This is a genomic window from Agromyces salentinus (genome assembly GCF_009749395.1).
Classification (GTDB): Bacteria; Actinomycetota; Actinomycetes; order Actinomycetales; family Microbacteriaceae; genus Agromyces; species Agromyces salentinus.
Window position 1 is genome coordinate 52,116 of sequence record NZ_WBIR01000002.1, and the last position, 20,715, is coordinate 72,830.

A 20,715-nucleotide genomic window follows, 5' to 3' on the forward strand; every position below is an offset into this window, starting at 1 on the left:
CAGCAGACGCAGCGTGTCGGAAGACCTGTTCCCAGGCGATCGACGCCGATGAACCCGCCCTGAGATCGATCCTGACGCGGGATGGCGAGCACGGAGCCGCGGCAAGACCGAGCAGCGCCCATGCACTCGCCCCATGCGCCGATAATGCACATTATGTCGGAACGAAGGTCAGGATGAGGCTCTCGGCTTTCACGGCTGCCCCTCGGCGAGTCCCGGCTCGGCGAATCGCTCCTCCAGCAACCTGCCGATCTCATGTTGCCGAATCAGGAACATCCGTTCGTCGAAATTCTTGCGACGCAGCCACGACGTCACCTCGTCGTTGGACTTGCTCGCATTGCACGCTCCGCAGGCCGGCACGACATTGCCGAGCGTGTAGCGTCCGCCCCGTGAGATCGGCTGGACGCAATCGCGTTGCAACTGGCGATCACTCGCCGTGCAGTAGGCGCATCCGCCCCACTCGGCCATCAGCGCCTGCCATTGCGCATCGGTGAGGTCGTGCGTGTTCTGCGCCAGGCGACGCTTTCGCCGACGTGCATACACCGCCGCGCGGCTCCGGCTGACGGCCATGCCGACATCGTAATCCGAGGCTCCGCGAATCTCGTCCTGCCACGCACGGTCCGTGCTGCCGCTCTCCGAACCCGGCTCCGGCGCCGGCGCCGTCCGCTGCGAGGACGACAGTCGTGCCTTACTCGCTCCGAGGACGTACCCCTCCCCTGTCGCGTGCACGACGAGCGGATCACTGAGCATCGGCGTCGTCGCAGCACCCGGCGCGTCCCCGTGAGCGATGTCGACACGCCACGTCGCACCGTGGGTGCGCGTCGATGAGGACATCCATGACGTATCGTCCCGTCCCGTCATGCATGGATCCGGCCGTGATCCATGCACCCGCGGCCACTCACCGCGACGATCAATGCGTTCGGAGCATCAATCTACGAACGAGGCCCGAGAACAGATCACTCCCGCGCGAGCGCCCCGTCGTGGCTACATGCCCCTCGTGCGGCCGTCCTCGACCGGTTCGACCGGCATGCCGAACTCGTTGAGCGGGGTGTCGATCGGCCGCTCGGGAAGTCGGTCGGTGGTCGGGCAGACGAGGATCGACTCCGGCGTCGAATGGTCGATGGCGTGGTCCCCCATGCGGTGGCCGCAGAGCGGACACGGGCGGTCCTCGGTCGGGGCCGAGTCATCGGGACCGTAATCCACCGGCTTCCCCTGGCCGAATGCGGCGCTCAACGCCGGCTCGATTCGCTCGACGAACGCAGGTACAGGTCTCGGTCGTTGCCCTCGGACGGGCTCGCCACAGTGCTTGCCATGAGCGGATGCTACGCCTCGGCCGACATCGCCGCCAGCATCCGTGGCCGTCCTAGGCTGGTCCCATGGTTACGGATGCAACGACCCGACCGGTCACGATCATCACCGGCGCGAGCCGCGGCATCGGAGCGGAGATCGCCAGGCGCCTCGCGCGGGTCGGCCACGATCTCGTCATCACCTACCGCGATCGCGTCGCGGATGCCGAGTCGGTGAAGGCCGAGTGCGAGGCATCGGGCTCCAGGGTGCTGCTGATCGCGGTGGACATGAGCGACCTCGACGCGGCCGCTGCCGTCGTGCCCGCCGCCATCGCGGAGTTCGGCACCGTGACGGGTCTCGTGAACAACGCGGGCATCACCGGTCGCATCGGCCCCTTCCTCGACGCCCCCCTCGAGGAGACGGAACTCGTGTTCCGGGTGAACGTGCTCGCGCCGATCGTGGTGACGCAGGCCGCGATCGCCCACATGTCGACCGAGCGCGGGGGCAACGGCGGCAGCGTCGTGAACATCTCCTCTGGCGCCGCGACCAGCGGTTCGCCGAACACCTACATCACCTATGCCATGAGCAAGGCCGCCCTGAACGCGCTCACCACCGGGGCATCGAAGGAGTTCGGCCCCGTCGGCGTGCGCGTGAACACGGTCTCCCCCGGCACCACGCGCACGGAGATCCATGCCGCGGCCGGGCGGCCGAACGCGCCCGACGAACGAGCTCCCGGGATCCCGATGCGCAGGCCCGGCGAGGTCCACGAGATCGCCGGAGCGGTCGTCTACCTGCTGTCGGACGATGCGTCCTACACCTCGGGTGCGGACATCCGGGTCGCCGGCGGCAACTGAACCGACGGCGGGCGGCGCCGGCCGCCCCGTCACACCTCGCCGAACCCCGATTCCACGAGGTCGGCGATCGCCGCGACGGCGTCACCGGCGGCGGGGTCGTCGCTCGCGATCCGGAGCGACGCGCCCTTGGTGAGTCCGAGGGACATGATCGCGAGCAGGCTCCTGGCATCCGTGCCGTTCACGGTGACCTTCTGGTCGAAGCTGCTCGCGAGCTTCACGAGCACGGCCGCGGGCCTCGCATGCAGGCCGTCGTCGTTCACGAGGGTGACGGTCCGCACCGGACCTGCGGACGTCCCGGGGCCGGCGTCGGCCGGACCGGGCAGCGTCGCCTGCGGTTCGCCAGCGCCGTTCACGACGCCCGGCGCGCCTCCGCTCGCCGAGGACAGCGCTGCCCGCACGACCGATTCCAGGTCCTCACCCGACTCCGCCGCCACCGCCGCTGCGACACCGCCCTCGACGAGTGGTGCGTCCACGATCCGTACCCGGGATCTCAGCTCGTCGTCGAGGAAGTCGAGCGCGGTCTCCGCCGTGAGGATCGCCGAGCCGAGATCGCAGAGCACCACCACTCCGGCACCCGAATCCGCTTCGTCGATCGCGGACATGACCCGGTCGAAGCTCGTCCCGATGCGGTCGTCGTCCGTGCCGCCCGCTGCCACGAGCGCAGCCGACGGCGCCATCTGGGCGGCGAGTTCCACGAGGCCGGCCGCGATCTTGGAGGAGTGCGACACGAAGACGACGCCGACGCGGCCGCTCACCTCAGGCACCGGTCGACTCGGATGCCGCGTCGGCCGCGGCCTGCAACAGCAGCGCGCTCGACTGCGCCCCGGGATCGCGATGCCCCACCGATCGCTCGCCGAGGTAGCTCGCGCGTCCCTTCCTGGCCACGAGCGGTTCCGTCGCCTCCGCACCGGATGCCGCAGCCGACGCCGCTGCCGCGAGCACGGCCGTGGCGTCGGCGCCCGCCTCGGCGGCGGCCGCGGCCGCCTCGACCGCCGGCGACCAGGCGTCGATCATCGTCTTGTCCCCGACCTCCGCCTTTCCGCGGGCGACGATCCCGTCGCGGGCGGCCTCGAGCACACGCGCGACGGCAGGTCCGTCGAGCGACGCATCGGACCCGGCGGCGGCCGCGGCCTTGAGGTAGGCGGTGCCGTAGAGCGGCCCCGCGGCGCCGCCCACGGTGGAGATCAGCGTCATGGCGACCATCTTCAGCACGTCGCCCGGAGTCGAACCGGCGGCGAGGTCGTCGAGCTTGGGGATCACGGCCTCGAAACCGCGGTCGAGGTTCTCTCCGTGGTCTCCGTCGCCGATGTCGCGATCCAATCGGATGAGCTCGACGCGATGCTCCGCGACGACCTCGGCACTTCGTCTGACCCAGTCGACTGCCCAGGTGATGTCCAGTCCCACGCGCGCGCTCCTATCGGCCCCAGCGGAGCGCCGCGGTCTGCACGGGCGCGTCCCAGAGTTCGATCATCTCGTCATCGAGGCGCAGGAGCGTGATCGACATCCCCTGCATCTCGAGAGCGGTGATGAAGTTGCCGACCAACGAGCGGCTGACCTCGATGCCGCGTTCCCCGAGCGACTCCGCGGCGCGCCGGTACGCGAGGTACAGCTCGATCTGAGGCGTGCCGCCCATGCCGTTGACGAAGAGCAGCACCCGGTCCCCGTCGCTGAACGGGAGGTCCCCGAGGATCGGCTCGAGCAGACGGTCGACGAGCCGGTCGGCGGGCTCGAGGCCCACGCGCTCGCGGCCCGGCTCGCCGTGGATGCCGATGCCGATCTCGATCTCGTCCTCGCCCAGGTCGAAGCTCGGTTCCCCGGCGTGCGGGACGATGCACGCCGTGAGGGCGAGCCCCATGGAGCGGGCATTCGCATTCACGCGTTCGGCGACCGCGGCGACCTCGTCGAGCGAGTCGCCCCGCTCGGCAGCCGCGCCCGCGATCTTCTCGACGAGCACCGTTCCGGCGACGCCTCGCCGCCCGGCGGTGTACAGCGAATCCTTGACGGCGACGTCGTCGTCGGTGACGACGGCACGAACCGTGATGTCCTCCATCGCCGCGAGTTCGGCCGCCGTCTCGAAGTTGAGCACGTCGCCGGTGTAGTTCTTGACGATGTGGAGCACGCCGGCTCCCCCGTCGACCGCCCTCGTGGCGGCGAGGATGGGGTCGGGGGTCGGCGACGTGAACACCGCGCCGGGCACCGCCGCGTCGAGCATGCCGAAGCCGACGTACCCCGCATGGAGCGGTTCGTGGCCGCTGCCGCCACCGCTGACGATGCCGACCTTCCCGGCGATCGGGGCATCGGCCCTGACCACGTAGACCGGGTCGAGCTCGACCCTGACGATGTCGGCGTGCGCCAGCCCGAATCCTGCGACCGACTCGTCCACGACCCGCTTCGGGTCGTTGATGATCTTCTTCACGCTCGTCCTCTCCCCTGGGCTGCGAGATGCCGAGCGGCCGTGCATCGACCCCGACGCAGCACTCCCTCGGCCAACCTACGCCAGCAGCGGACTGCGGTGGAAGGGGTTCCCGGATGTCCCGCGCGGCCATTCCCCCCGTATGGGCCTCGGGGATAGTGTGACTGTGCGACCGCAACGCGGCGGCGCACGCGAAGGGGGTAGCAATGAATCTCGGAGTCATCTTCCTTTCGGAGATGGTTGGCACGGCGATGCTGGTCCTGCTCGGATGCGGCGTCGTGGCGAACGTCGCCCTGACCAAGACGAAGGGCTTCAACGGCGGGTTTCTGATGGTGAACATCGGCTGGGGCCTCGCGGTCTTCTCCGGCGTCATCGTCTCGTACGCGTCCGGTGCCCAGCTGAACCCTGCGGTGACGTTGGGTCTGACGGTGAACTTCCTCGGCAAGGGCGAGTCTGAATTCGTGCCCGGCATCCCGATCGATGGAGCATCGATCTTCACCTACATCGGCGCTCAGCTCATCGGTGCGATCATCGGCGCCGTCTTCTGCTGGCTCGCATACAAGCAGCACTTCGACGATGAGCCCGAGCCCGCGAACAAGCTCGGCGTGTTCTCGACGGGTCCGGCCATCCGCTCCTACGGCTGGAACCTCGTCACCGAGATCATCGGCACCTTCGTGCTGGTCTTCGTCATCCTCGGCTTCTCGTACGGCGGCACGCCGGCCGAACTCGGAGCCATCCCCGTCGCGTTCCTCGTGATCGCGATCGGCGCCTCCCTCGGTGGCCCGACGGGGTACGCCATCAACCCGGCCCGTGACCTCGGACCCCGCATCGCACACGCCCTGCTGCCGATCAAGGGCAAGGGCGGCAGCGACTGGTCGTACTCGTGGGTCCCCGTGGTCGGCCCGATCATCGGCGGTCTCATCGCGGGTTGGGCGGCGCTCGCCCTCCTTCCCGTGCTCGGATAGCGTGCACCGCCGCCCGGCTCCTGAAGAGCCGGGCGGCCCCTGAACATCACTGAATCGCGCCTCGGCGATCGGGGCGCAGCAACGAGAGGAAGTCATGGCCGACTACATCCTGGCGATCGACCAGGGAACGACGAGCACCCGCTCGATCATCTTCGACAAGGCCGGTTCGATCGTCGCGACCGGGCAGCTCGAGCACGAGCAGATCTTCCCGAAGGCGGGCTGGGTCGAGCACGATCCGGCCGAGATCTGGCGCAACACACGCGAGGTCATCGGCCAGGCCCTCGGCAAGGCCGACATCACGCGTCACGACATCGCCGCGGTGGGCATCACGAACCAGCGCGAGACCGCCGTCGTCTGGGACAAGAACACCGGCGAGCCGGTGTACAACGCGATCGTCTGGCAGGACACCCGCACCCAGTCGATCGTCGACCGGCTCGCGGCCGACGGCGGCGTCGAGCGGTTCAAGCCGGTCGTCGGCCTGCCGTTGGCGACGTACTTCTCGGGCACGAAGATCGTCTGGATCCTCGAGAACGTCGAGGGCGCCCGTGAGAAGGCCGAGGCCGGCGACCTGCTGTTCGGCACGACCGACACGTGGGTGCTCTGGAACCTGACCGGCGGTGTCGACGGCGGCGTGCACGCGACCGACGTCACCAACGCGTCACGCACGATGTTCATGGACCTCGAGACGCTCTCCTGGCGCGACGACATCCTCGAGGCGTTCGGCGTGCCGAAGTCGATGCTGCCCGAGATCCGCTCCTCCTCAGAGGTCTACGGCACCGTGGAGCCGTCGAGCCTGCTTCGCGAGGTGCCCGTCGCCGGCATTCTCGGCGACCAGCAGGCCGCGACCTTCGGGCAGGCGGCGTTCGATGCCGGCGAATCGAAGAACACCTACGGCACCGGCAACTTCCTCATCTTCAACACCGACACCGAGATCATCCACTCCAAGAACGGGCTGCTCACGACCCTCGGCTACAAGCTCGGCGACGAGCCGGCCCACTACGCGCTCGAGGGGTCGATCGCGGTCACCGGGTCGCTGATCCAGTGGCTGCGCGACAACCTCGGCCTCATCTCCTCCGCTCCCGAGGTCGAGACGCTCGCCAACAGCGTCGAGGACAACGGCGGCGCCTACTTCGTGCCGGCCTTCTCGGGGCTCTTCGCCCCGTACTGGCGGCCCGACGCCCGCGGCGCACTCGTGGGCCTGACCCGCTACGTGAACAAGGGACACATCGCGCGGGCGGCCCTCGAGGCGACGGCATTCCAGACGCGCGAGGTGCTCGACGCCGTCAACGCCGACTCGGGAGTCGACCTCACGGAGCTGAAGGTCGACGGCGGCATGATCGCGAACAACACCCTCATGCAGTTCCAAGCCGACATCCTCGGCGTGCCGGTCGTCCGACCGGTCGTCGCGGAGACCACTGCCCTGGGGGCCGCATACGCGGCGGGCCTCGCCGTCGGGTTCTGGTCCGACCTGGACGAGCTTCGCGCCAACTGGCAGGAGGACTCGCGCTGGGAGCCCAAGATGGACGCCGATGAGCGCGACCGCCAGATCCGCCTCTGGAAGAAGGCCGTCACGAAGACGTTCGACTGGGTCGACGACGACGTGGACTGATCACCCTTCGCATCACGTCGTCGGGCTCTGCGGATGTCGCAGGGCCCGACGTTCGCGTGTTCACCGTCGCGTCGCCGCGATCCACTCGTCGAGCTTGCGCGCGGCGGATCCGCTGTCGATCGCGTCCGAGGCGACGACCATCTTCTCGGCGAAGCGATCGAGGATCGGCCGGAGCACCTGCGACGGATCCTTCGCGAGCTCGAACGACACGAGTCCCGCGGCCGCGTTCAGCACGACGATGTCTCGGACGGGACCGGTCTCGCCTGCGAACACGCGATGAACGACCTGCGCGTTGTGTGCGGCGTCTCCCCCTTGGAGCTGCGCGATCTTCGCTCGCGCGATACCGAGGTCGCGAGGGTCGAGGTCGTGCTCCTTCACCGTGCCGAGCGAGACCTCCCACATGTGGCTGTGGCCGGTGGTCGTGAGCTCGTCGAGGCCGTCGTCACCGCGGAACACGAGCGCGGTGGCTCCGCGTGTCTGGAACACGCCCACGATGAGCGGCACGCGATCGAGGTGCGCGACGCCGACCGCGGACGCCTCGGGTCTGGCGGGATTGCAGAGCGGCCCGAGGAAGTTGAACACCGTCGGGACGCCCAGCTCGGCACGCACCGCGCCGGCATGCCGGAACCCGGGGTGGAAGGCCGACGCGAACGCGAACGTGATGCCCGCCTCCTCGAGCACGGCGGCCACGCGGTCGGCCGACATCGTCAGGTCGATGCCGAGCGCCGCGAGCACGTCGGATGAACCGGACGCGGAGCTCGCGGCGCGATTGCCGTGCTTGATGACCGGGACGCCGGATGCCGCCGCGACCACGGAGGCCATCGTGGAGACGTTGACCGTGCCGAATCGGTCCCCGCCCGTCCCGACGATGTCCAATGCCATCGGATCCACCGGAAGCGGTACGGCATGCTCCAGGACCGCGTCCCGGAACCCGACGACCTCGTCGACGGTCTCCCCCTTCACCCGGAGCGCCACGAGGAACCCGGCGAGCTGGGCGTGGGTCGCAGCTCCCGTCATGACCTGTTCCATGCACCACGCCGCGTCCGAGACGCTGAGATCTTCCCCATTGAGGAGGGCGGTGAGAATGTCTGGCCAATTGGTGTCCGCGGGCATGGAGTCGATCCTAGCGAGGGGATTCACGGGCGATTCACGGCACTTCGGCAGCTCAAGTAAGGCTCGCCTTAGTGCCGACGGTGCGACACGAGCAACGAGGATGACGAAAACTCAGCCCTGATTTCAGCCATAATGGTGAGCGTGACGAGCACCTCTATGACTTTCCAGGCGAGCGCGCCCGTGATCAAGCGACCGAACACCGTTGCGGTGGGCACGATCGTCTGGCTCGGGAGCGAAGTCATGTTCTTCGCCGGCCTGTTCGCGATCTACTTCACGCTTCGGTCGACGTCGCCCGAGCTGTGGGCCGCGGAAGCCGGCGTCTTGAACTTCCCGTTCTCGCTGACGAACACGATCATCCTCGTACTCTCGTCGGTGACCTGCCAGTTCGGCGTCTTCGCTGCAGAGAAGATGAAGCCCTACGGCACCAGCTGGAAGCCGTGGGACTGGGGAATGGTCGAGTGGTTCTTCCTCACCTTCGCCATGGGCTCCGTCTTCGTCGCCGGACAGGTGTGGGAGTACGCAACGCTCGTCTCCGAGGGCATCGCCCTCGACTCGAACTCGTACGGCTCCGCGTTCTACCTCACGACCGGCTTCCACGGCCTGCACGTCACGGGCGGGCTCATCGCCTTCCTGCTCGTGATCGGCCGCGTCTTCGCCGTCAAGAACTTCGGGCACAAGGAGGCCACGAGCGCCATCGTGGTGTCCTATTACTGGCACTTCGTCGATGTCGTCTGGATCGGTCTCTTCCTTGTCATCTACGTCCTCAAATAGCCGCAAGCAGGAGCGCCCACCCAGCATGCCCGCGAACAGGAAGAACCCAATGAACCGCCAGAAGCGACGCACCGGCCGCCGGCACCCGCTCGCAACGGTCGCATTGCTCGCGATCGGTCTCGTCTTCACCGGTGGCGCCTATGCGGCGCTGAGTGCGGGCACGACGGCCCAGGCCGAAGCCGACTCCACCTCGCAGCAGACCATCGAAGAGGGCAAGAAGCTCTTCCAGGCCAACTGCGCCACCTGCCACGGCTTGTCCGCGGAGGGCACCGACACGGGTCCGAGCCTCGTCGGCGTCGGCGCTGCGGCGGTCGACTTCCAGGTCGGGACCGGTCGCATGCCGATGCAGATGCAGGGCCCGCAGGCGCAGGAGAAGCCGGTCCAGTTCACCGACGAGCAGGTCAAGCAGCTCGCCTACTACGTCGCCTCGCTGGGCCCCGGCCCCGACATCCCCGATGACCACCTGGTCAACGGCGGCGGCGACGCTGCAAACGGTGCCGAGCTGTTCCGCATCAACTGCGCGATGTGCCACAACGTCGCCGGAGCCGGTGGCGCTCTCACCGAAGGCAAGTTCGCTCCCCCGCTCACCGACGTCTCCGGCGTGCACATCTACGAGGCCATGGTCACCGGTCCGCAGAACATGCCCGTGTTCAACGACCTGAACATCTCGCCCGAGGACAAGCGCGACATCATCACGTACCTCAAGTACGTGCAGGACAACCGGTCGCCCGGCGGCTTCGAACTCGGTTCGCTCGGCCCCGTTGCAGAGGGCCTGTTCATCTGGATCTTCGGTCTCGGCGCGATCGTCGCGATCACCGTGTGGATCACGGCCAAGTCCAACTAGCGCACGTCGGTACCGAAGTACCTGAAGAAGGAGAACCATGGCCCAGGACGACAACAGCGGCGCTGAGCTCGCCGCTGCCGACTCGTCGCATGCCGCGCACGCATCCGATGCCTCTCCGGGCACCGCACTGATCGTTCAGGACGCGTTCGAGAATCCGGGCTTCCCGGCACACCGGCCTCGCGTGACCGACGAGAATCCCCAGCGGGAGAAGCGCGCGCAGCGCACGGTCTACACGCTCTTCTACCTCTCCATTCTCGGAAGCCTCTGGGCGGTCGCCGCCTACATGCTCTTCCCGATGGAGTCGAACAACCCCGGCGACGTCCGACTGAACAACCTGTTCATCGGCCTCGGTGCCGCCCTGGCGCTTCTTGCCCTGGGCATCGGCATCGTCCACTGGGGCAAGTCCGTCATGGAGGACGTCGAGCTCGTCGACGAACGCCACCCGATCGGCGGCTCCCCCGAGACGCAGGCTGCCGCGGTGAAGGTCTTCACCGACTCCGACCGCGAGTCCGGCTTCACGCGTCGAAGCGTGATCCGCAACAGCCTCATCGGTGCGATCGTCGTGTTCCCCCTGCCGGCACTCGTCCTGTTCCGCGGGCTTGCTCCTCAGGACCAGCTTCCCGTGCCGCTGCTGAGCCACACGATGTGGCGCAAGGGCACGCGTCTCGCGCTCGATCCGAGCGGTGCGCCGATCAAGGCCTCCGACGTCACGATCGGCAGCGCGTTCCACGTGATCCCCGAGGGCCTGAACGACCTCGAGCACGGCAAACTTGATGAGAAGGCCAAGGCCGCGGTGCTCCTCATGCGCCTCGAGCCGAGCGAACTGAACGAACTGCCCGAGCGCAAGGACTGGTCCTACGACGGCATCGTCGCGTACTCCAAGATCTGCACGCACGTCGGCTGCCCTGTCGCGCTCTACGAGCAGCACACGCACCACCTGCTCTGCCCCTGCCACCAGTCCCAGTTCGACGTGGCGAACCACTGCGAGGTCATCTTCGGCCCGGCCAAGCGTCCGCTGCCGCAGCTGCCCATCGCGATCGACGATGAGGGCTACCTCATCGCGCAGAGCGACTTCACCGAACCCGTCGGCCCGAGCTTCTGGGAGCGCCATTGAGCACCGCATCGCCCACCACCGGCACGCCGAAGCGGTCGTTCACGACGTCCGCGGCCGTCTATGTGAACGAGCGCACGAGCATCGCCGGCTTCGTCAAGGAGCTCGGCCGTAAGGCGTTCCCCGACCACTGGTCGTTCCTGCTCGGCGAGGTGGCCCTCTTCTCGTTCGTCGTCATCCTGATCTCGGGCACGTTCCTGACGTTCTTCTTCCAGGCGTCCATGGCCGAGGTCCACTACGACGGGTCGTACGTCCCCCTCAAGGGCGTCGAGATGTCGGTCGCGATGGCATCGACGCTCGACATCTCGTTCGACATTCGCGGCGGCCTGTTCGTTCGGCAGATGCACCACTGGGCGGCCCTGCTCTTCGTCGCGGCCATCGGTCTGCACATGCTCCGCATCTACTTCACGGGTGCGTTCCGGAAGCCGCGCGAGTTCAACTGGGTGATCGGCTTCACGCTCTTCATCCTCGCGATGGCCGAAGGCTTCACGGGGTACTCGCTGCCCGACGACCTGCTCTCGGGCAACGGCCTGCGCATCATCGACGGCCTCGTCAAGGGCATCCCGGTCATCGGAACGTGGACCTCGTTCCTCATCTTCGGTGGTGAGTTCCCGGGCACGCAGATCGTCGGCCGCCTCTACTCGCTGCACATCATGATCCTGCCTGCGCTCGTGATCGCATTCATCGCCCTGCACCTCGTGTTCGTGGTCGTCCACAAGCACACGCAGTACGCCGGGCCGGGCAAGACCCCGCAGAACGCGGTCGGTCCCCCCATCCTCCCGATCTACGCCGCGAAGGCCGGTGGGTTCTTCTTCATCATCTTCGGCGTGCTGGCGCTGATCGCCGCGCTCTTCACGATCAACCCGATCTGGAACTACGGCCCGTACGACCCATCGCCGGTGTCTGCAGGAACGCAGCCCGACTGGTACATCGGCTTCGCGGATGGCGCGCTTCGACTCATTCCCCCGGGATGGGAGTTCGTGTGGCTCGACCGCACCTGGTCGTTCAACATCCTCGTCCCGCTGATCGCGATCGGCATCTTCATCGTCCTGGTGCTGATGTACCCGTTCATCGAGGCCTGGATCACCGGCGACAAGCGCGAGCACCACATCGCCGACCGTCCCCGCAACGCTCCGACCCGAACGGCCATCGGCGCAGCCGGCGTGACCTTCTACGCGGGCCTCTGGGCCGCGGCGAGCTCGGACATCCTGGCCACGCACTTCTGGCTCACGATGGAGGGCGTCATCCACGCGCTCCAGGCAGTGGTCATCATCGGCCCCTTCATCGCGTACTTCATCACGAAGCGCGTGTGCATCGCACTGCAGAAGAAGGACCGCGAGATCGTGCTCCACGGGTACGAGTCCGGGCGCATCGTTCGGCTGCCGGGCGGCGAGTACATCGAGGTGCACGAGCCCCTCGACGAGTACGACCGCTGGCGGCTGGTGAGCTTCGAGTCGTACGCCCCGCTGATGATTCGTCCGAACGCGCGTGGCAAGATCACCGCGGGCCAGAAGTTCCGGGCCTCGCTCTCGCGCTGGTTCTTCGAGGACCGCATCGCGCCGGTCACGAAGGGCGAACTCGAGTCCGGTCACGGCGAACACCACTGACCGCGCAGCTGAACCGCACTGCAGATTCGGGCATCGGGACCATGTCGTTCGACACGACGTGGCTCCGGTGCCCGAACTGCGTGGAGCCGCTCCACGAGGTCGGCCCACTCGTGATCGGCTGCGCGACCGGTCACCGTTTCGATGTGTCCAAGTACGGAACCGTGACCCTGCTTCCGCCGAAGGCGCCTCGAACCACGGGCGATGATCGGGAGATGCTCACGGCACGCTCGTCGTTGCTCGACAGCAGCGTCTACGCGCCGATCTCCGAGTCCGTCGTGGACGCGACGTTCCGCTGGCAGCCTGAGCCCGGCCGGCAGCGCATGTCGCCGCGTATCGCCGACTTCGGGTGCGGCACCGGCTACTACACGGCTGCGGTCGCGCGGGCGCATCCGGCTGCCGACGTCCTGGTGACCGATCGGTCCCCGGTTGCGGCACGCATGGCAGTTCGCGCGGTCGAGGGGGCCACCGGTGTCGTCCTCGACATCTGGCGACCACTCCCCCTGCGAGATGGCGTCGTCGACATCGCCCTCAACATCTTCGCGCCCAGGAATCCATCGGAGTACGCTCGGGTCATCCGCGAGGCAGGCATCCTCGTCGTGGTCGTTCCCCGCGAGAACCACCTCGAGGAGCTCCAGCAGCGTGGCGACATGCTGTCCATACCCGAGGGCAAGGAACTCCAGGTCGCAACCGCCCTGGGCCAGGTCGGATTCGATGCCTTGGATCGAACCGGGCTCGAGTACGAAGCTCTCGTCGATGCTGCCCAGCGCCGTCTGCTCACGGCCATGGGGCCCACGGCCCATCACGCTCGCGAGGGCGAATCCGATCGACTCGACGAGTCCGTCGGCGCCATGAGCGTCACCGTCTCGGTCGAGGTCCTCACGTTCGAACGTCGACGCCCGGCCTGAGCCCGCGCCGATACGACGCCGGCATGAGGACTGGCACGACACGGGCACCTGACATGGGTCGCGAGAACGCCCGGAGTCGGCTCGGGCACCCGCGGAACCCGCCGGAGTACCTCCACACGCGAAACGGCCCTCACACCCGGTGTGAGGGCCGTTTCAGCGTAGGAGACCGGTCAGCGGGCGAAGTTCCCGCGGTAGTACTCGTAGACCCAGCCCACGAGGCTGATGACGCCGAGGCCGACGGCGATGAAGCTGATCCAGAACCCGACCGCCAGGCCGAGGAAGAGCAGAGCGGCCGAGGCCGCGAGCATGATCGGCCACCAGCTCCACGGGCTGAAGAAGCCGAGCTCGGGGTCGCCGTCGTCGATGTTGGCATCCAGCCGGTCTTCGGGGAGCTCCGAACCCTGTGCCTTGTGCACACGCCCGAGGTAGAACGCGATGAAGGCGGCGAGCACGGCGCTCAACGAGATCGCCACGAGGCCGACCCACTCGACTCCGGGCTCGAGGTCGTCGACAGCCGTCCACGCGATGTAGATGGCCGCGGCGATCGCGAAGAATCCCGAGAGGATCCAGAAGAGAATCACATTCGCGCGCACTTACTTGACTTCCTTCGTCTCGACGTCGAACACGGGTGCGTCCGGCGCATCCTTGCCCGGGCCGATGCCGACGGGGATGCCGGCCTCGGGGTGGTTGAGGTCGAACGCCGGCGACTCCGAGCGGATGCGCGGGATCGAGGTGAAGTTGTGCCGCGGCGGCGGGCAGCTGGTCGCCCACTCGAGCGAACGGCCGTACCCCCACGGGTCGTTCACCGTGACCTTGGGAGCGCGGCGCGCCGTGATGTACACGTTGAGGAAGAACGGGATCAGCGAGATCGCGAGGATCGCGGAACCGATCGTCGAGAGCTGGTTCATCCACGTGATGTTGTCCTCGGGCAGGTACGAGTAGTACCGCCGCGGCATCGCGACCACGCCAAGCCAGTGCTGGATGAGGAAGGTGGTGTGGAAGCCGATGAAGAGCAGCCAGAAGTGCCACTTGCCGAGCGTCTCGTTGAGCATCTTGCCGGTCCACTTCGGCCACCAGAAGTAGAAGCCCGCGAACATCGCGAAGACGACCGTGCCGAACACCACGTAGTGGAAGTGGGCGACCACGAAGTAGGTGTCGGACACCGCGAAGTCGAGCGGCGGCGATGCCAGGATCACGCCGGTGAGGCCACCGAACACGAAGGTGATCAGGAAGCCGATCGACCACACCAACGGCGTCTCGAAGGTGATCGAGCCGCGCCACATCGTGCCGATCCAGTTGAAGATCTTCACGCCGGTCGGCACCGCGATGAGCATCGTCATGAGTGCGAAGAAGGGCAGGAGGACCGAACCCGTGACGTACATGTGGTGCGCCCACACCGTGACCGAGAGCGCCGCGATCGCGATGGTCGCGTAGACGAGCGTCGAATAGCCGAAGATCGGCTTCCGGCTGAAGACGGGGAAGATCTCGGAGACGATGCCGAAGAACGGCAGGGCGATGATGTACACCTCGGGGTGCCCGAAGAACCAGAACAGGTGCTGCCACAGGATGACGCCGCCATTGGCCGGGTCGTAGATGTGGGCCCCGAAGACGCGGTCGGCGCCCGCCGCCAGAATCGCCGCGGCGAGGACCGGGAAGGCCATCAGCACGAGGATCGAGGTGACCAGCGTGTTCCACGTGAAGATCGGCATGCGGAACATCGTCATGCCGGGAGCGCGCATCGTGATGATGGTCGTGATGAAGTTCACGGCGCCCAGAATCGTGCCGAAGCCGGAGAGGCCGAGGCCGAGCATCCAGAGGTTGCCGCCCACGCCAGGTGAGAACGTCGTCGACGCCAATGGCTGGTAGGCGAACCATCCGAAGGATGCCGCGCCCTGCGGTGTGAAGAATCCGGAGACGGCCATCAGCGAACCGAAGGCGAACAGCCAGAAGGCGAAGGCGTTCAGTCGCGGGAAGGCGACGTCGGGAGCACCGATCTGCAACGGCATGAGCACGTTCGCGAAGCCGGCGAAGAGCGGCGTCGCGAACATGAGCAGCATGATCGTTCCGTGCATCGTGAAGAGCTGGTTGTACTGCTCACGCGTCTGCACGATCTCCAGGCCGGGCTCGAAGAGCTGGGCGCGGATGATCAGCGCCATGACGCCGCCGATGCAGAAGAACACGAACGAGGTGATCAGGTACATGTACCCGATGACCTTGTGGTCGGTGGACGTGATCCACCGGACGAGGACGTTGCCCTTGCGTTCGACCTTCGAAGCGCCGAAGGGAAGGCTGCTCGACTGCGGCCGAGCCGGTGCGGTCGTGGTGCTCATTCGCCTTCGTGCTCCTCTTTCAGTTCGGGCGCGCCCGTGCCGGGCAGGTTCTGGTTGCGGTCGTACTCGTTGGAGAGCTGCCCCTCCTGGCCGAGGTCCCGCAGGGAGTCGATGTAGTCCTCGTACTCGCCCTCGGAGACGACCTTCACGTTGAAGAGCATCAACGAGTGGTACTCGCCGCAGAGCTCGGCGCACTTGCCCTCGTAGGTGCCTTCACGCTCGGGGACGAACGACATGTAGTTGGTCTTGCCGGGGAACATGTCCTTCTTGTAGAGGAAGTCCACGACCCAGAACGAGTGGATGACATCACGCGACTCGAGCTCGATCTCGATGTTCTTGCCGACCGGCAGGTAGAGGGTCGGCACCTCGGAGGCGACGAGCGAGCCCTTGGGCCCCTCGTTCGAGAGCTGGCCCTGGATGCCGGGCGAGTAGACGTCCTCGTTCACGTAGTTGAAGTCCCACGCCCACTGCTTGGCGATGACCTCGACCTTGACGTCGATCTGGTCCTCGGCGAACCGCTGCTCGATGACCTGCTGATCACGGGCGGTGAAGGCGAAGAAGCCGAGCACCAGGATGAGCGGGACGATCGTGTAGAAGACCTCGATCGGCATGTTGTACCTGAGCTGGACCGGAAGACCGGTCTGCCCCTTGCGACGACGGTAGGCGATGACCGCCCAGATCGTCAGGCCCCAGGTGATGACGCCGACGACGAGCAGCACGATCCACGACGTGACCCACAGGCCCGAGACGCGCTCGGTGTGGTTCGTGACGGGAGGCTGCCCCTCCTCGAAGCCCGGCAGGAACCCGTTGAGCTGAGCCTGCGTGCACCCTGCGAGGACGAGGCTGAGCGACGCTGCGATCGGGATAGCAGCCCATCGGAGACGGCGATTGTGGCGCACCGGTGACCTTTCGGGAGACTCGAAGGCGCTTCACAGTGAAGCGCATGATCGTTGGACAGCCTACTCCGACTCGACCGGGCTGGCGTGCAAGGGAGCCTCGTTTTCCGCGGATCCGGGTGCGTAATTCCGCGATCATCTGGAGAAACAAGAAAGGGAGGCTGCCGTCGGCAGCCTCCCTTCCGGAGTCGGATCTCGGTGCTCAGTGGAACGAGTCACCACATGCACAGCTTCCCTGTGCATTGGGGTTGTCGATCGTGAAGCCCTGCTTCTGGATGGTGTCCTCGAAGTCGATCGAGGCTCCGTCGAGGTAGGGAACGCTCATCTTGTCGACGACGACCTCGACGCCCGAGTAGTCGACCACGGCATCGCCGTCGAGGAGCCGCTCGTCGAAGTAGAGCTGATAGATGAGGCCCGAGCATCCGCCGGGCTGGACCGCGACGCGCAGACGCAGGTCGTCACGGCCCTCCTGCGAAAGGAGGCTCCGCACCTTGTCGGCCGCGGGATCGCTCAGTTTCACACCGTGTGCGGTGTCGGTGATGGTGTCGCTCATGTCTCTCCTCGGTGCGTCGAAGAACGCCTCATGTCTGATGGGATTCTACCCGGTGCGGCTGCGTGTCGGCCCGGAAGTCAGGATTCCGACGGGCCTCGCGCCTCGAGCCGCGCGAAGAGGAGCGCCTCGCTCAACAGGGCCCGCTTGAAGACTCCGAGGTGCAGCGACTCGTTCGGGCTGTGCGCCCGGGAGTCGGGGTCCTCCACGCCGGTCACGAGGATCTGCGCCTCCGGGAACTCCTCGACGAGCTCCGCGATGAACGGGATGGAGCCGCCCACGCCGATGTCGACGGGCGGCCGACCCCAAGCGTCCGACATCGCGGACCGCGTCTCCTCGACGGCCCACCCGCTCGTGTCGACGAGGAACGCCTGGCCCTTGTCGACGTCCTCGAAGCCGAGTTGCACGCCGAAGGGGGCGTTCTCGACGAGATGCGCGCGGATCGCCTCGTAGGCCTCCCCCGCATCCTGCCCGGGCGCGATGCGCGCGCTGATGCGGACCCTGACCTCGGGAACCAGGGTGTTCGAGGCGTTCGCGACATCCGGTGCGTCGATGCCGGTGACGGTGACCGCGGGCTGCGCCCAGATGCGGGAGAGGATCGAGCCACGGCCGATGGGGCTCACGCCGTCGACGAGACCGGTCTCCTCTCGAAGCTGCGCCTCGTCGTAGGCCGGCGGCACGAGGTCGGCGCTCGTCAGGCCGGAGATGGCGACCGACCCGTCTTCGGCCCACATCGTGTCGAGCACGCGGATGGCCGCGAGCATGGCATCCGGCACGGCACCGCCGTACATCCCCGAGTGCGAGGCATGCGACAGCGTGCGGATCCGGACGTTGAACGCCACCGCGCCACGGAGGGCGACCGTGATCGCCGGTGTCTCGAGGTCCCAGTTTCCGGAATCGGCGACGATGATCGCGTCGGCCGCCAGGTGGTCGCGGTTCTCGCGCAGGAAGTTCGCGAACGAGCGGGAGGCCCACTCCTCCTCGCCCTCGACGAACACGGCGAGGCCGAGGTCGAAGTCCCCCGCCGCATCCGCGAATGCCCGGATCGCGCCGACATGGGCCATGACGCCGGCCTTGTCGTCGGCGGCGCCGCGACCGTAGAGCCGGTCGCCGCGCTGGGTCGGCTCGAACGGCGGCGTGTCCCAGTCCTCGTCCTTTCCGGGCGGCTGCACGTCGTGGTGGGCGTAGAGCAGCACGGTCGGACGCCCGTTGCGCGCGGGCCGGCTCGCGACCACGGCGGGATGACCGAGCTCGGAGCCGTCCTCGACCAGCGCACGCCGCACGTCGACCAGGTCGAAGACGCCGGTGTCACGGAGCAGCCCGGCCACGGCCTCGGCGCTCGTCGCGACATGCTCCGGGTCGAAGGCGGGCCAGGAGACGGACGGGATCCGGACGAGGTTCGCGAGATCGGCGACCGTCGACGGGAATCCGACGTCGACGGCGTCGCGGATCGCGTCGACGAGGTCGCCGGTCGAAGGGGAAGCGGGGCCGGTGGGTGTGGGCTCGGTCATGCCGGTAATCTTAAGGGAACCGATTCGAGGGACCCCGTGGCAAAGCAACCCACCAACAGCGAAGACCCGAGCGCCGAGACGCTCGAAGAGACCCAGGCGCGACTGAAGGCCGGCAAGGGCGTTCCCACGCCGAGTCGCGCCGAGCAGGAGGCGGCCCGCAAGCGGCCGCTCGTGCCGAACGACCGCAAGGAGGCGGCGAAGGCGGCGAAGGCGAAGGAGGCCGAGGCGCGCGAACGCGCACGCGTCGGCATGGCCCTCGGCGATGAGCGTTACCTGCCGATGCGCGACCGCGGACCGCAGAAGAAGTTCGTCCGCGACTACGTCGACGCGCGCTTCAGCATCGGCGAGATCCTGATCCCGGTGATGTTCGCCGTGATCATCCTGACCTTCATCCCCAGCGCGCAGGTGCAGGCGATCGGCATCCTCGCGCTCTGGTCGTTCTTCCTCATCGCGATCGTCGACGTCGTCATCCTCGGCCAGCTGCTCACCCGCAAGCTGCGCGCGAAGTACGGCGAGAACGCCGAGCGCGTGCGGTGGTACGCGGCGATGCGCGCCCTGCAGCTGCGCATGCTGCGGCTGCCCAAGCCCCAGGTGAAGCGCGGTCAGTACCCGAACTGACACCCAGCAGCAGACCCGAGACGACGGCCGGTGGCGGATGCCCCGGCCGTCGTCGTCCGCAGATGCAAGGGCACCGTCGTGAGGTTCGCTGCGGCATCCGCCGAGGGACGCGCTCAGGCGCGCCCGAACACCCCGCCGCGGATCAGGGGCACGCGCGTCTCCTCGTCGGTGAGCGACCCGTGCTGGCCGATCATGGCCTCCGCCTGCCGGTTCGCCTCGCGGCGGTCGTAGTACGCGATGCCGGCGCGCGCCGCGACGAGGATGTCGCCGATGCGCGGGCGGACCTCCTCGGCGACGGCCCCGTAGAGGCCCGCCTCGATCGCCTCGTCGCGGGAGAGGACCCACGCTCGATGCTCCTCGGCCGCCCGCCACCGCGCCAGCAGGGCGTCGCGCTCCCCCGCACCGAGTCCGGGCTCCACGTAGAGCGACAGGAATCGCGGCTCGCCGCCGACGTGCCGCACGCCCTCGACGAGCTCGGGCTTCGCGTCGATGAAGACATGGCGGTGCGAGGGAACGTCGACCACGCCGTGGTCGGCCGTGACGAGCAGCCCGGCGCCACGTGGCATCCGCCGCTCGAACGAGGCGACCTCGGCGTCGAGTTGCTCCAAGAGGCCGAGCCATCGGTCCGACTCCCACCCGTGCGCGTGCGCGGCCTGGTCGAGCTCGGGGACGTAGAGGTAGACGAGCGGCGCGGCGCGCGTCTGCAGGAGGTCGAGCGCTGCCGCGAACCGGTCGGGCATCGACGCGGCCACGCGGTACTCGGCGCCGCGCAGCACTGCGCGGGTGAACCCGGAGTCGGCGTAGCGAGCAGCACCGATCGCGATCGCGTCGACGCCCGCCAGCCCTGCACTCTCGAAGAGCGTCGGGCACCGCTGCCACGTCTCGGGCACCATCGCGGCGTCCCAGCCGCTCAGCTGATTCACGAGGCGATCGTTCCCGGCGTCGAGGGTTCGATAGCCCACCAGCCCGTGCGCGCCCGGGAGCCGGCCGGTCGTCAGGCTCGCGAGTGCGGCGGCCGTCGTCGAGGGAAGTACCGTGCGAATGACGTCGCGCTTGGCCATGCGTGGCGCGAGGAACCTGGCGTGACCGGCCCTCGCTTGCAGGTTGGCGGCACCGAGCCCGTCGACGAGCACGATCACGACGCCGGATGCCGCGGGCAGGCCGAACGCGTTCTCGCGGCCGGCGAGGCTGGCCGTCGAACTGGCCAGCACGTCGGTGAGGCGCGGGACCCCGTCGGCGGGCACCGGTAGCATGGCAGGCATCGCGCCCAGTCTCGCACAGGCAGGGCGCGCCCTTCATTCCCGGCGTGAGCCCACCAGCAGCAGAGAACACGG

At 67.7% G+C, this 20,715-nt stretch carries 21 protein-coding genes; 9 read left to right on the plus strand and 12 right to left on the minus strand.

The window, feature by feature from the left end; genetic code table 11:
- Positions 1 to 189 precede the first annotated feature (189 nt).
- Positions 190 to 858 (minus strand): HNH endonuclease, encoded by a 669-nt coding sequence (locus GQQ95_RS19790; protein WP_343032758.1) that lies wholly within the window; start codon positions 856 to 858, stop codon positions 190 to 192.
- Positions 859 to 981: 123 nt separating this feature from the next.
- The gene (locus GQQ95_RS03150) at positions 982 to 1,134 is read right to left on the minus strand and encodes a hypothetical protein (protein WP_170296944.1); all 153 of its coding nucleotides are present in this window, start codon (positions 1,132 to 1,134) and stop codon (positions 982 to 984) included.
- Between the two features lie 239 nt (positions 1,135 to 1,373).
- On the opposite strand from GQQ95_RS03150, the gene GQQ95_RS03155 reads away from it, so the two are divergent.
- Complete coding sequence (locus GQQ95_RS03155; RefSeq protein WP_157426207.1) at positions 1,374 to 2,138, plus strand: SDR family NAD(P)-dependent oxidoreductase; 765 nt, start codon at positions 1,374 to 1,376, stop codon at positions 2,136 to 2,138.
- Between the two features lie 29 nt (positions 2,139 to 2,167).
- On the opposite strand, the gene dhaM is transcribed toward GQQ95_RS03155, so the two are convergent.
- The 3 genes from dhaM to dhaK are packed head-to-tail and all read right to left on the minus strand — an operon-like array spanning position 2,168 to position 4,554.
- Positions 2,168 to 2,893 (minus strand): dihydroxyacetone kinase phosphoryl donor subunit DhaM, encoded by a 726-nt coding sequence (gene dhaM, locus GQQ95_RS03160; RefSeq protein ID WP_157426450.1) that lies wholly within the window; start codon positions 2,891 to 2,893, stop codon positions 2,168 to 2,170.
- A 1-nt stretch (position 2,894) separates the two neighbouring features.
- The gene (dhaL, locus tag GQQ95_RS03165) at positions 2,895 to 3,542 is read right to left on the minus strand and encodes a dihydroxyacetone kinase subunit DhaL (RefSeq protein ID WP_157426208.1); all 648 of its coding nucleotides are present in this window, start codon (positions 3,540 to 3,542) and stop codon (positions 2,895 to 2,897) included.
- Between the two features lie 10 nt (positions 3,543 to 3,552).
- Positions 3,553 to 4,554 (minus strand): dihydroxyacetone kinase subunit DhaK, encoded by a 1,002-nt coding sequence (gene dhaK, locus GQQ95_RS03170; protein ID WP_157426209.1) that lies wholly within the window; start codon positions 4,552 to 4,554, stop codon positions 3,553 to 3,555.
- A 203-nt stretch (positions 4,555 to 4,757) separates the two neighbouring features.
- On the opposite strand from dhaK, the gene GQQ95_RS03175 reads away from it, so the two are divergent.
- The gene (locus GQQ95_RS03175; protein ID WP_157426210.1) at positions 4,758 to 5,516 is read left to right on the plus strand and encodes an MIP/aquaporin family protein; all 759 of its coding nucleotides are present in this window, start codon (positions 4,758 to 4,760) and stop codon (positions 5,514 to 5,516) included.
- A gap of 94 nt (positions 5,517 to 5,610) precedes the next feature.
- The gene (gene glpK / locus GQQ95_RS03180) at positions 5,611 to 7,125 is read left to right on the plus strand and encodes a glycerol kinase GlpK (protein WP_157426211.1); all 1,515 of its coding nucleotides are present in this window, start codon (positions 5,611 to 5,613) and stop codon (positions 7,123 to 7,125) included.
- Between the two features lie 60 nt (positions 7,126 to 7,185).
- On the opposite strand, the gene trpD is transcribed toward glpK, so the two are convergent.
- Complete coding sequence (gene trpD / locus GQQ95_RS03185) at positions 7,186 to 8,238, minus strand: anthranilate phosphoribosyltransferase (RefSeq protein ID WP_157426212.1); 1,053 nt, start codon at positions 8,236 to 8,238, stop codon at positions 7,186 to 7,188.
- 132 nt (positions 8,239 to 8,370) lie between these two features.
- On the opposite strand from trpD, the gene ctaE reads away from it, so the two are divergent.
- The 5 genes from ctaE to GQQ95_RS03210 all read left to right on the plus strand — a co-directional run bounded on the left by ctaE (position 8,371) and on the right by GQQ95_RS03210 (position 13,476).
- On the plus strand, positions 8,371 to 9,009 hold the full coding sequence (gene ctaE, locus GQQ95_RS03190) for an aa3-type cytochrome oxidase subunit III (protein WP_157426213.1): 639 nt from the start codon (positions 8,371 to 8,373) through the stop codon (positions 9,007 to 9,009).
- Between the two features lie 49 nt (positions 9,010 to 9,058).
- Positions 9,059 to 9,853, plus strand: a complete 795-nt coding sequence (gene qcrC, locus GQQ95_RS03195; protein WP_157426214.1) for a cytochrome bc1 complex diheme cytochrome c subunit — start codon at positions 9,059 to 9,061, stop codon at positions 9,851 to 9,853.
- Positions 9,854 to 9,890: 37 nt separating this feature from the next.
- Positions 9,891 to 10,967 (plus strand): cytochrome bc1 complex Rieske iron-sulfur subunit, encoded by a 1,077-nt coding sequence (gene qcrA / locus GQQ95_RS03200; protein ID WP_157426215.1) that lies wholly within the window; start codon positions 9,891 to 9,893, stop codon positions 10,965 to 10,967.
- The gene (gene qcrB / locus GQQ95_RS03205) at positions 10,964 to 12,571 is read left to right on the plus strand and encodes a cytochrome bc1 complex cytochrome b subunit (RefSeq protein WP_157426216.1); all 1,608 of its coding nucleotides are present in this window, start codon (positions 10,964 to 10,966) and stop codon (positions 12,569 to 12,571) included. The genes qcrA and qcrB overlap by 4 nt, the downstream gene beginning before the upstream one ends.
- Positions 12,572 to 12,783: 212 nt before the next feature.
- Positions 12,784 to 13,476 (plus strand): methyltransferase domain-containing protein, encoded by a 693-nt coding sequence (locus tag GQQ95_RS03210; protein ID WP_170296945.1) that lies wholly within the window; start codon positions 12,784 to 12,786, stop codon positions 13,474 to 13,476.
- 170 nt (positions 13,477 to 13,646) lie between these two features.
- Here the strand turns inward: GQQ95_RS03210 and ctaF are convergent, their stop codons facing one another.
- The 5 genes from ctaF to GQQ95_RS03235 all read right to left on the minus strand — a co-directional run bounded on the left by ctaF (position 13,647) and on the right by GQQ95_RS03235 (position 18,763).
- Positions 13,647 to 14,069 (minus strand): aa3-type cytochrome oxidase subunit IV, encoded by a 423-nt coding sequence (gene ctaF, locus GQQ95_RS03215; RefSeq protein ID WP_157426218.1) that lies wholly within the window; start codon positions 14,067 to 14,069, stop codon positions 13,647 to 13,649.
- Entirely contained in the window at positions 14,070 to 15,806 is a 1,737-nt protein-coding gene (gene ctaD, locus GQQ95_RS03220; RefSeq protein WP_157426219.1) for an aa3-type cytochrome oxidase subunit I, read from the minus strand.
- Entirely contained in the window at positions 15,803 to 16,705 is a 903-nt protein-coding gene (gene ctaC, locus GQQ95_RS03225) for an aa3-type cytochrome oxidase subunit II (protein ID WP_157426220.1), read from the minus strand. The genes ctaD and ctaC overlap by 4 nt, the downstream gene beginning before the upstream one ends.
- 199 nt (positions 16,706 to 16,904) lie before the next feature.
- Entirely contained in the window at positions 16,905 to 17,255 is a 351-nt protein-coding gene (erpA, locus tag GQQ95_RS03230; protein WP_157426221.1) for an iron-sulfur cluster insertion protein ErpA, read from the minus strand.
- A gap of 77 nt (positions 17,256 to 17,332) precedes the next feature.
- On the minus strand, positions 17,333 to 18,763 hold the full coding sequence (locus GQQ95_RS03235; protein WP_157426222.1) for a dipeptidase: 1,431 nt from the start codon (positions 18,761 to 18,763) through the stop codon (positions 17,333 to 17,335).
- A gap of 36 nt (positions 18,764 to 18,799) precedes the next feature.
- Here GQQ95_RS03235 and GQQ95_RS03240 point away from each other — a divergent pair, with 36 nt between their 5' ends.
- On the plus strand, positions 18,800 to 19,381 hold the full coding sequence (locus GQQ95_RS03240) for a DUF3043 domain-containing protein (protein ID WP_157426223.1): 582 nt from the start codon (positions 18,800 to 18,802) through the stop codon (positions 19,379 to 19,381).
- Positions 19,382 to 19,494: 113 nt separating this feature from the next.
- On the opposite strand, the gene GQQ95_RS03245 is transcribed toward GQQ95_RS03240, so the two are convergent.
- A complete protein-coding gene (locus tag GQQ95_RS03245) occupies positions 19,495 to 20,643 on the minus strand; it encodes an alkaline phosphatase family protein (protein ID WP_212275251.1) in 1,149 nt (382 codons plus the stop codon).
- Between the last annotated feature and the right edge of the window lie 72 nt (positions 20,644 to 20,715).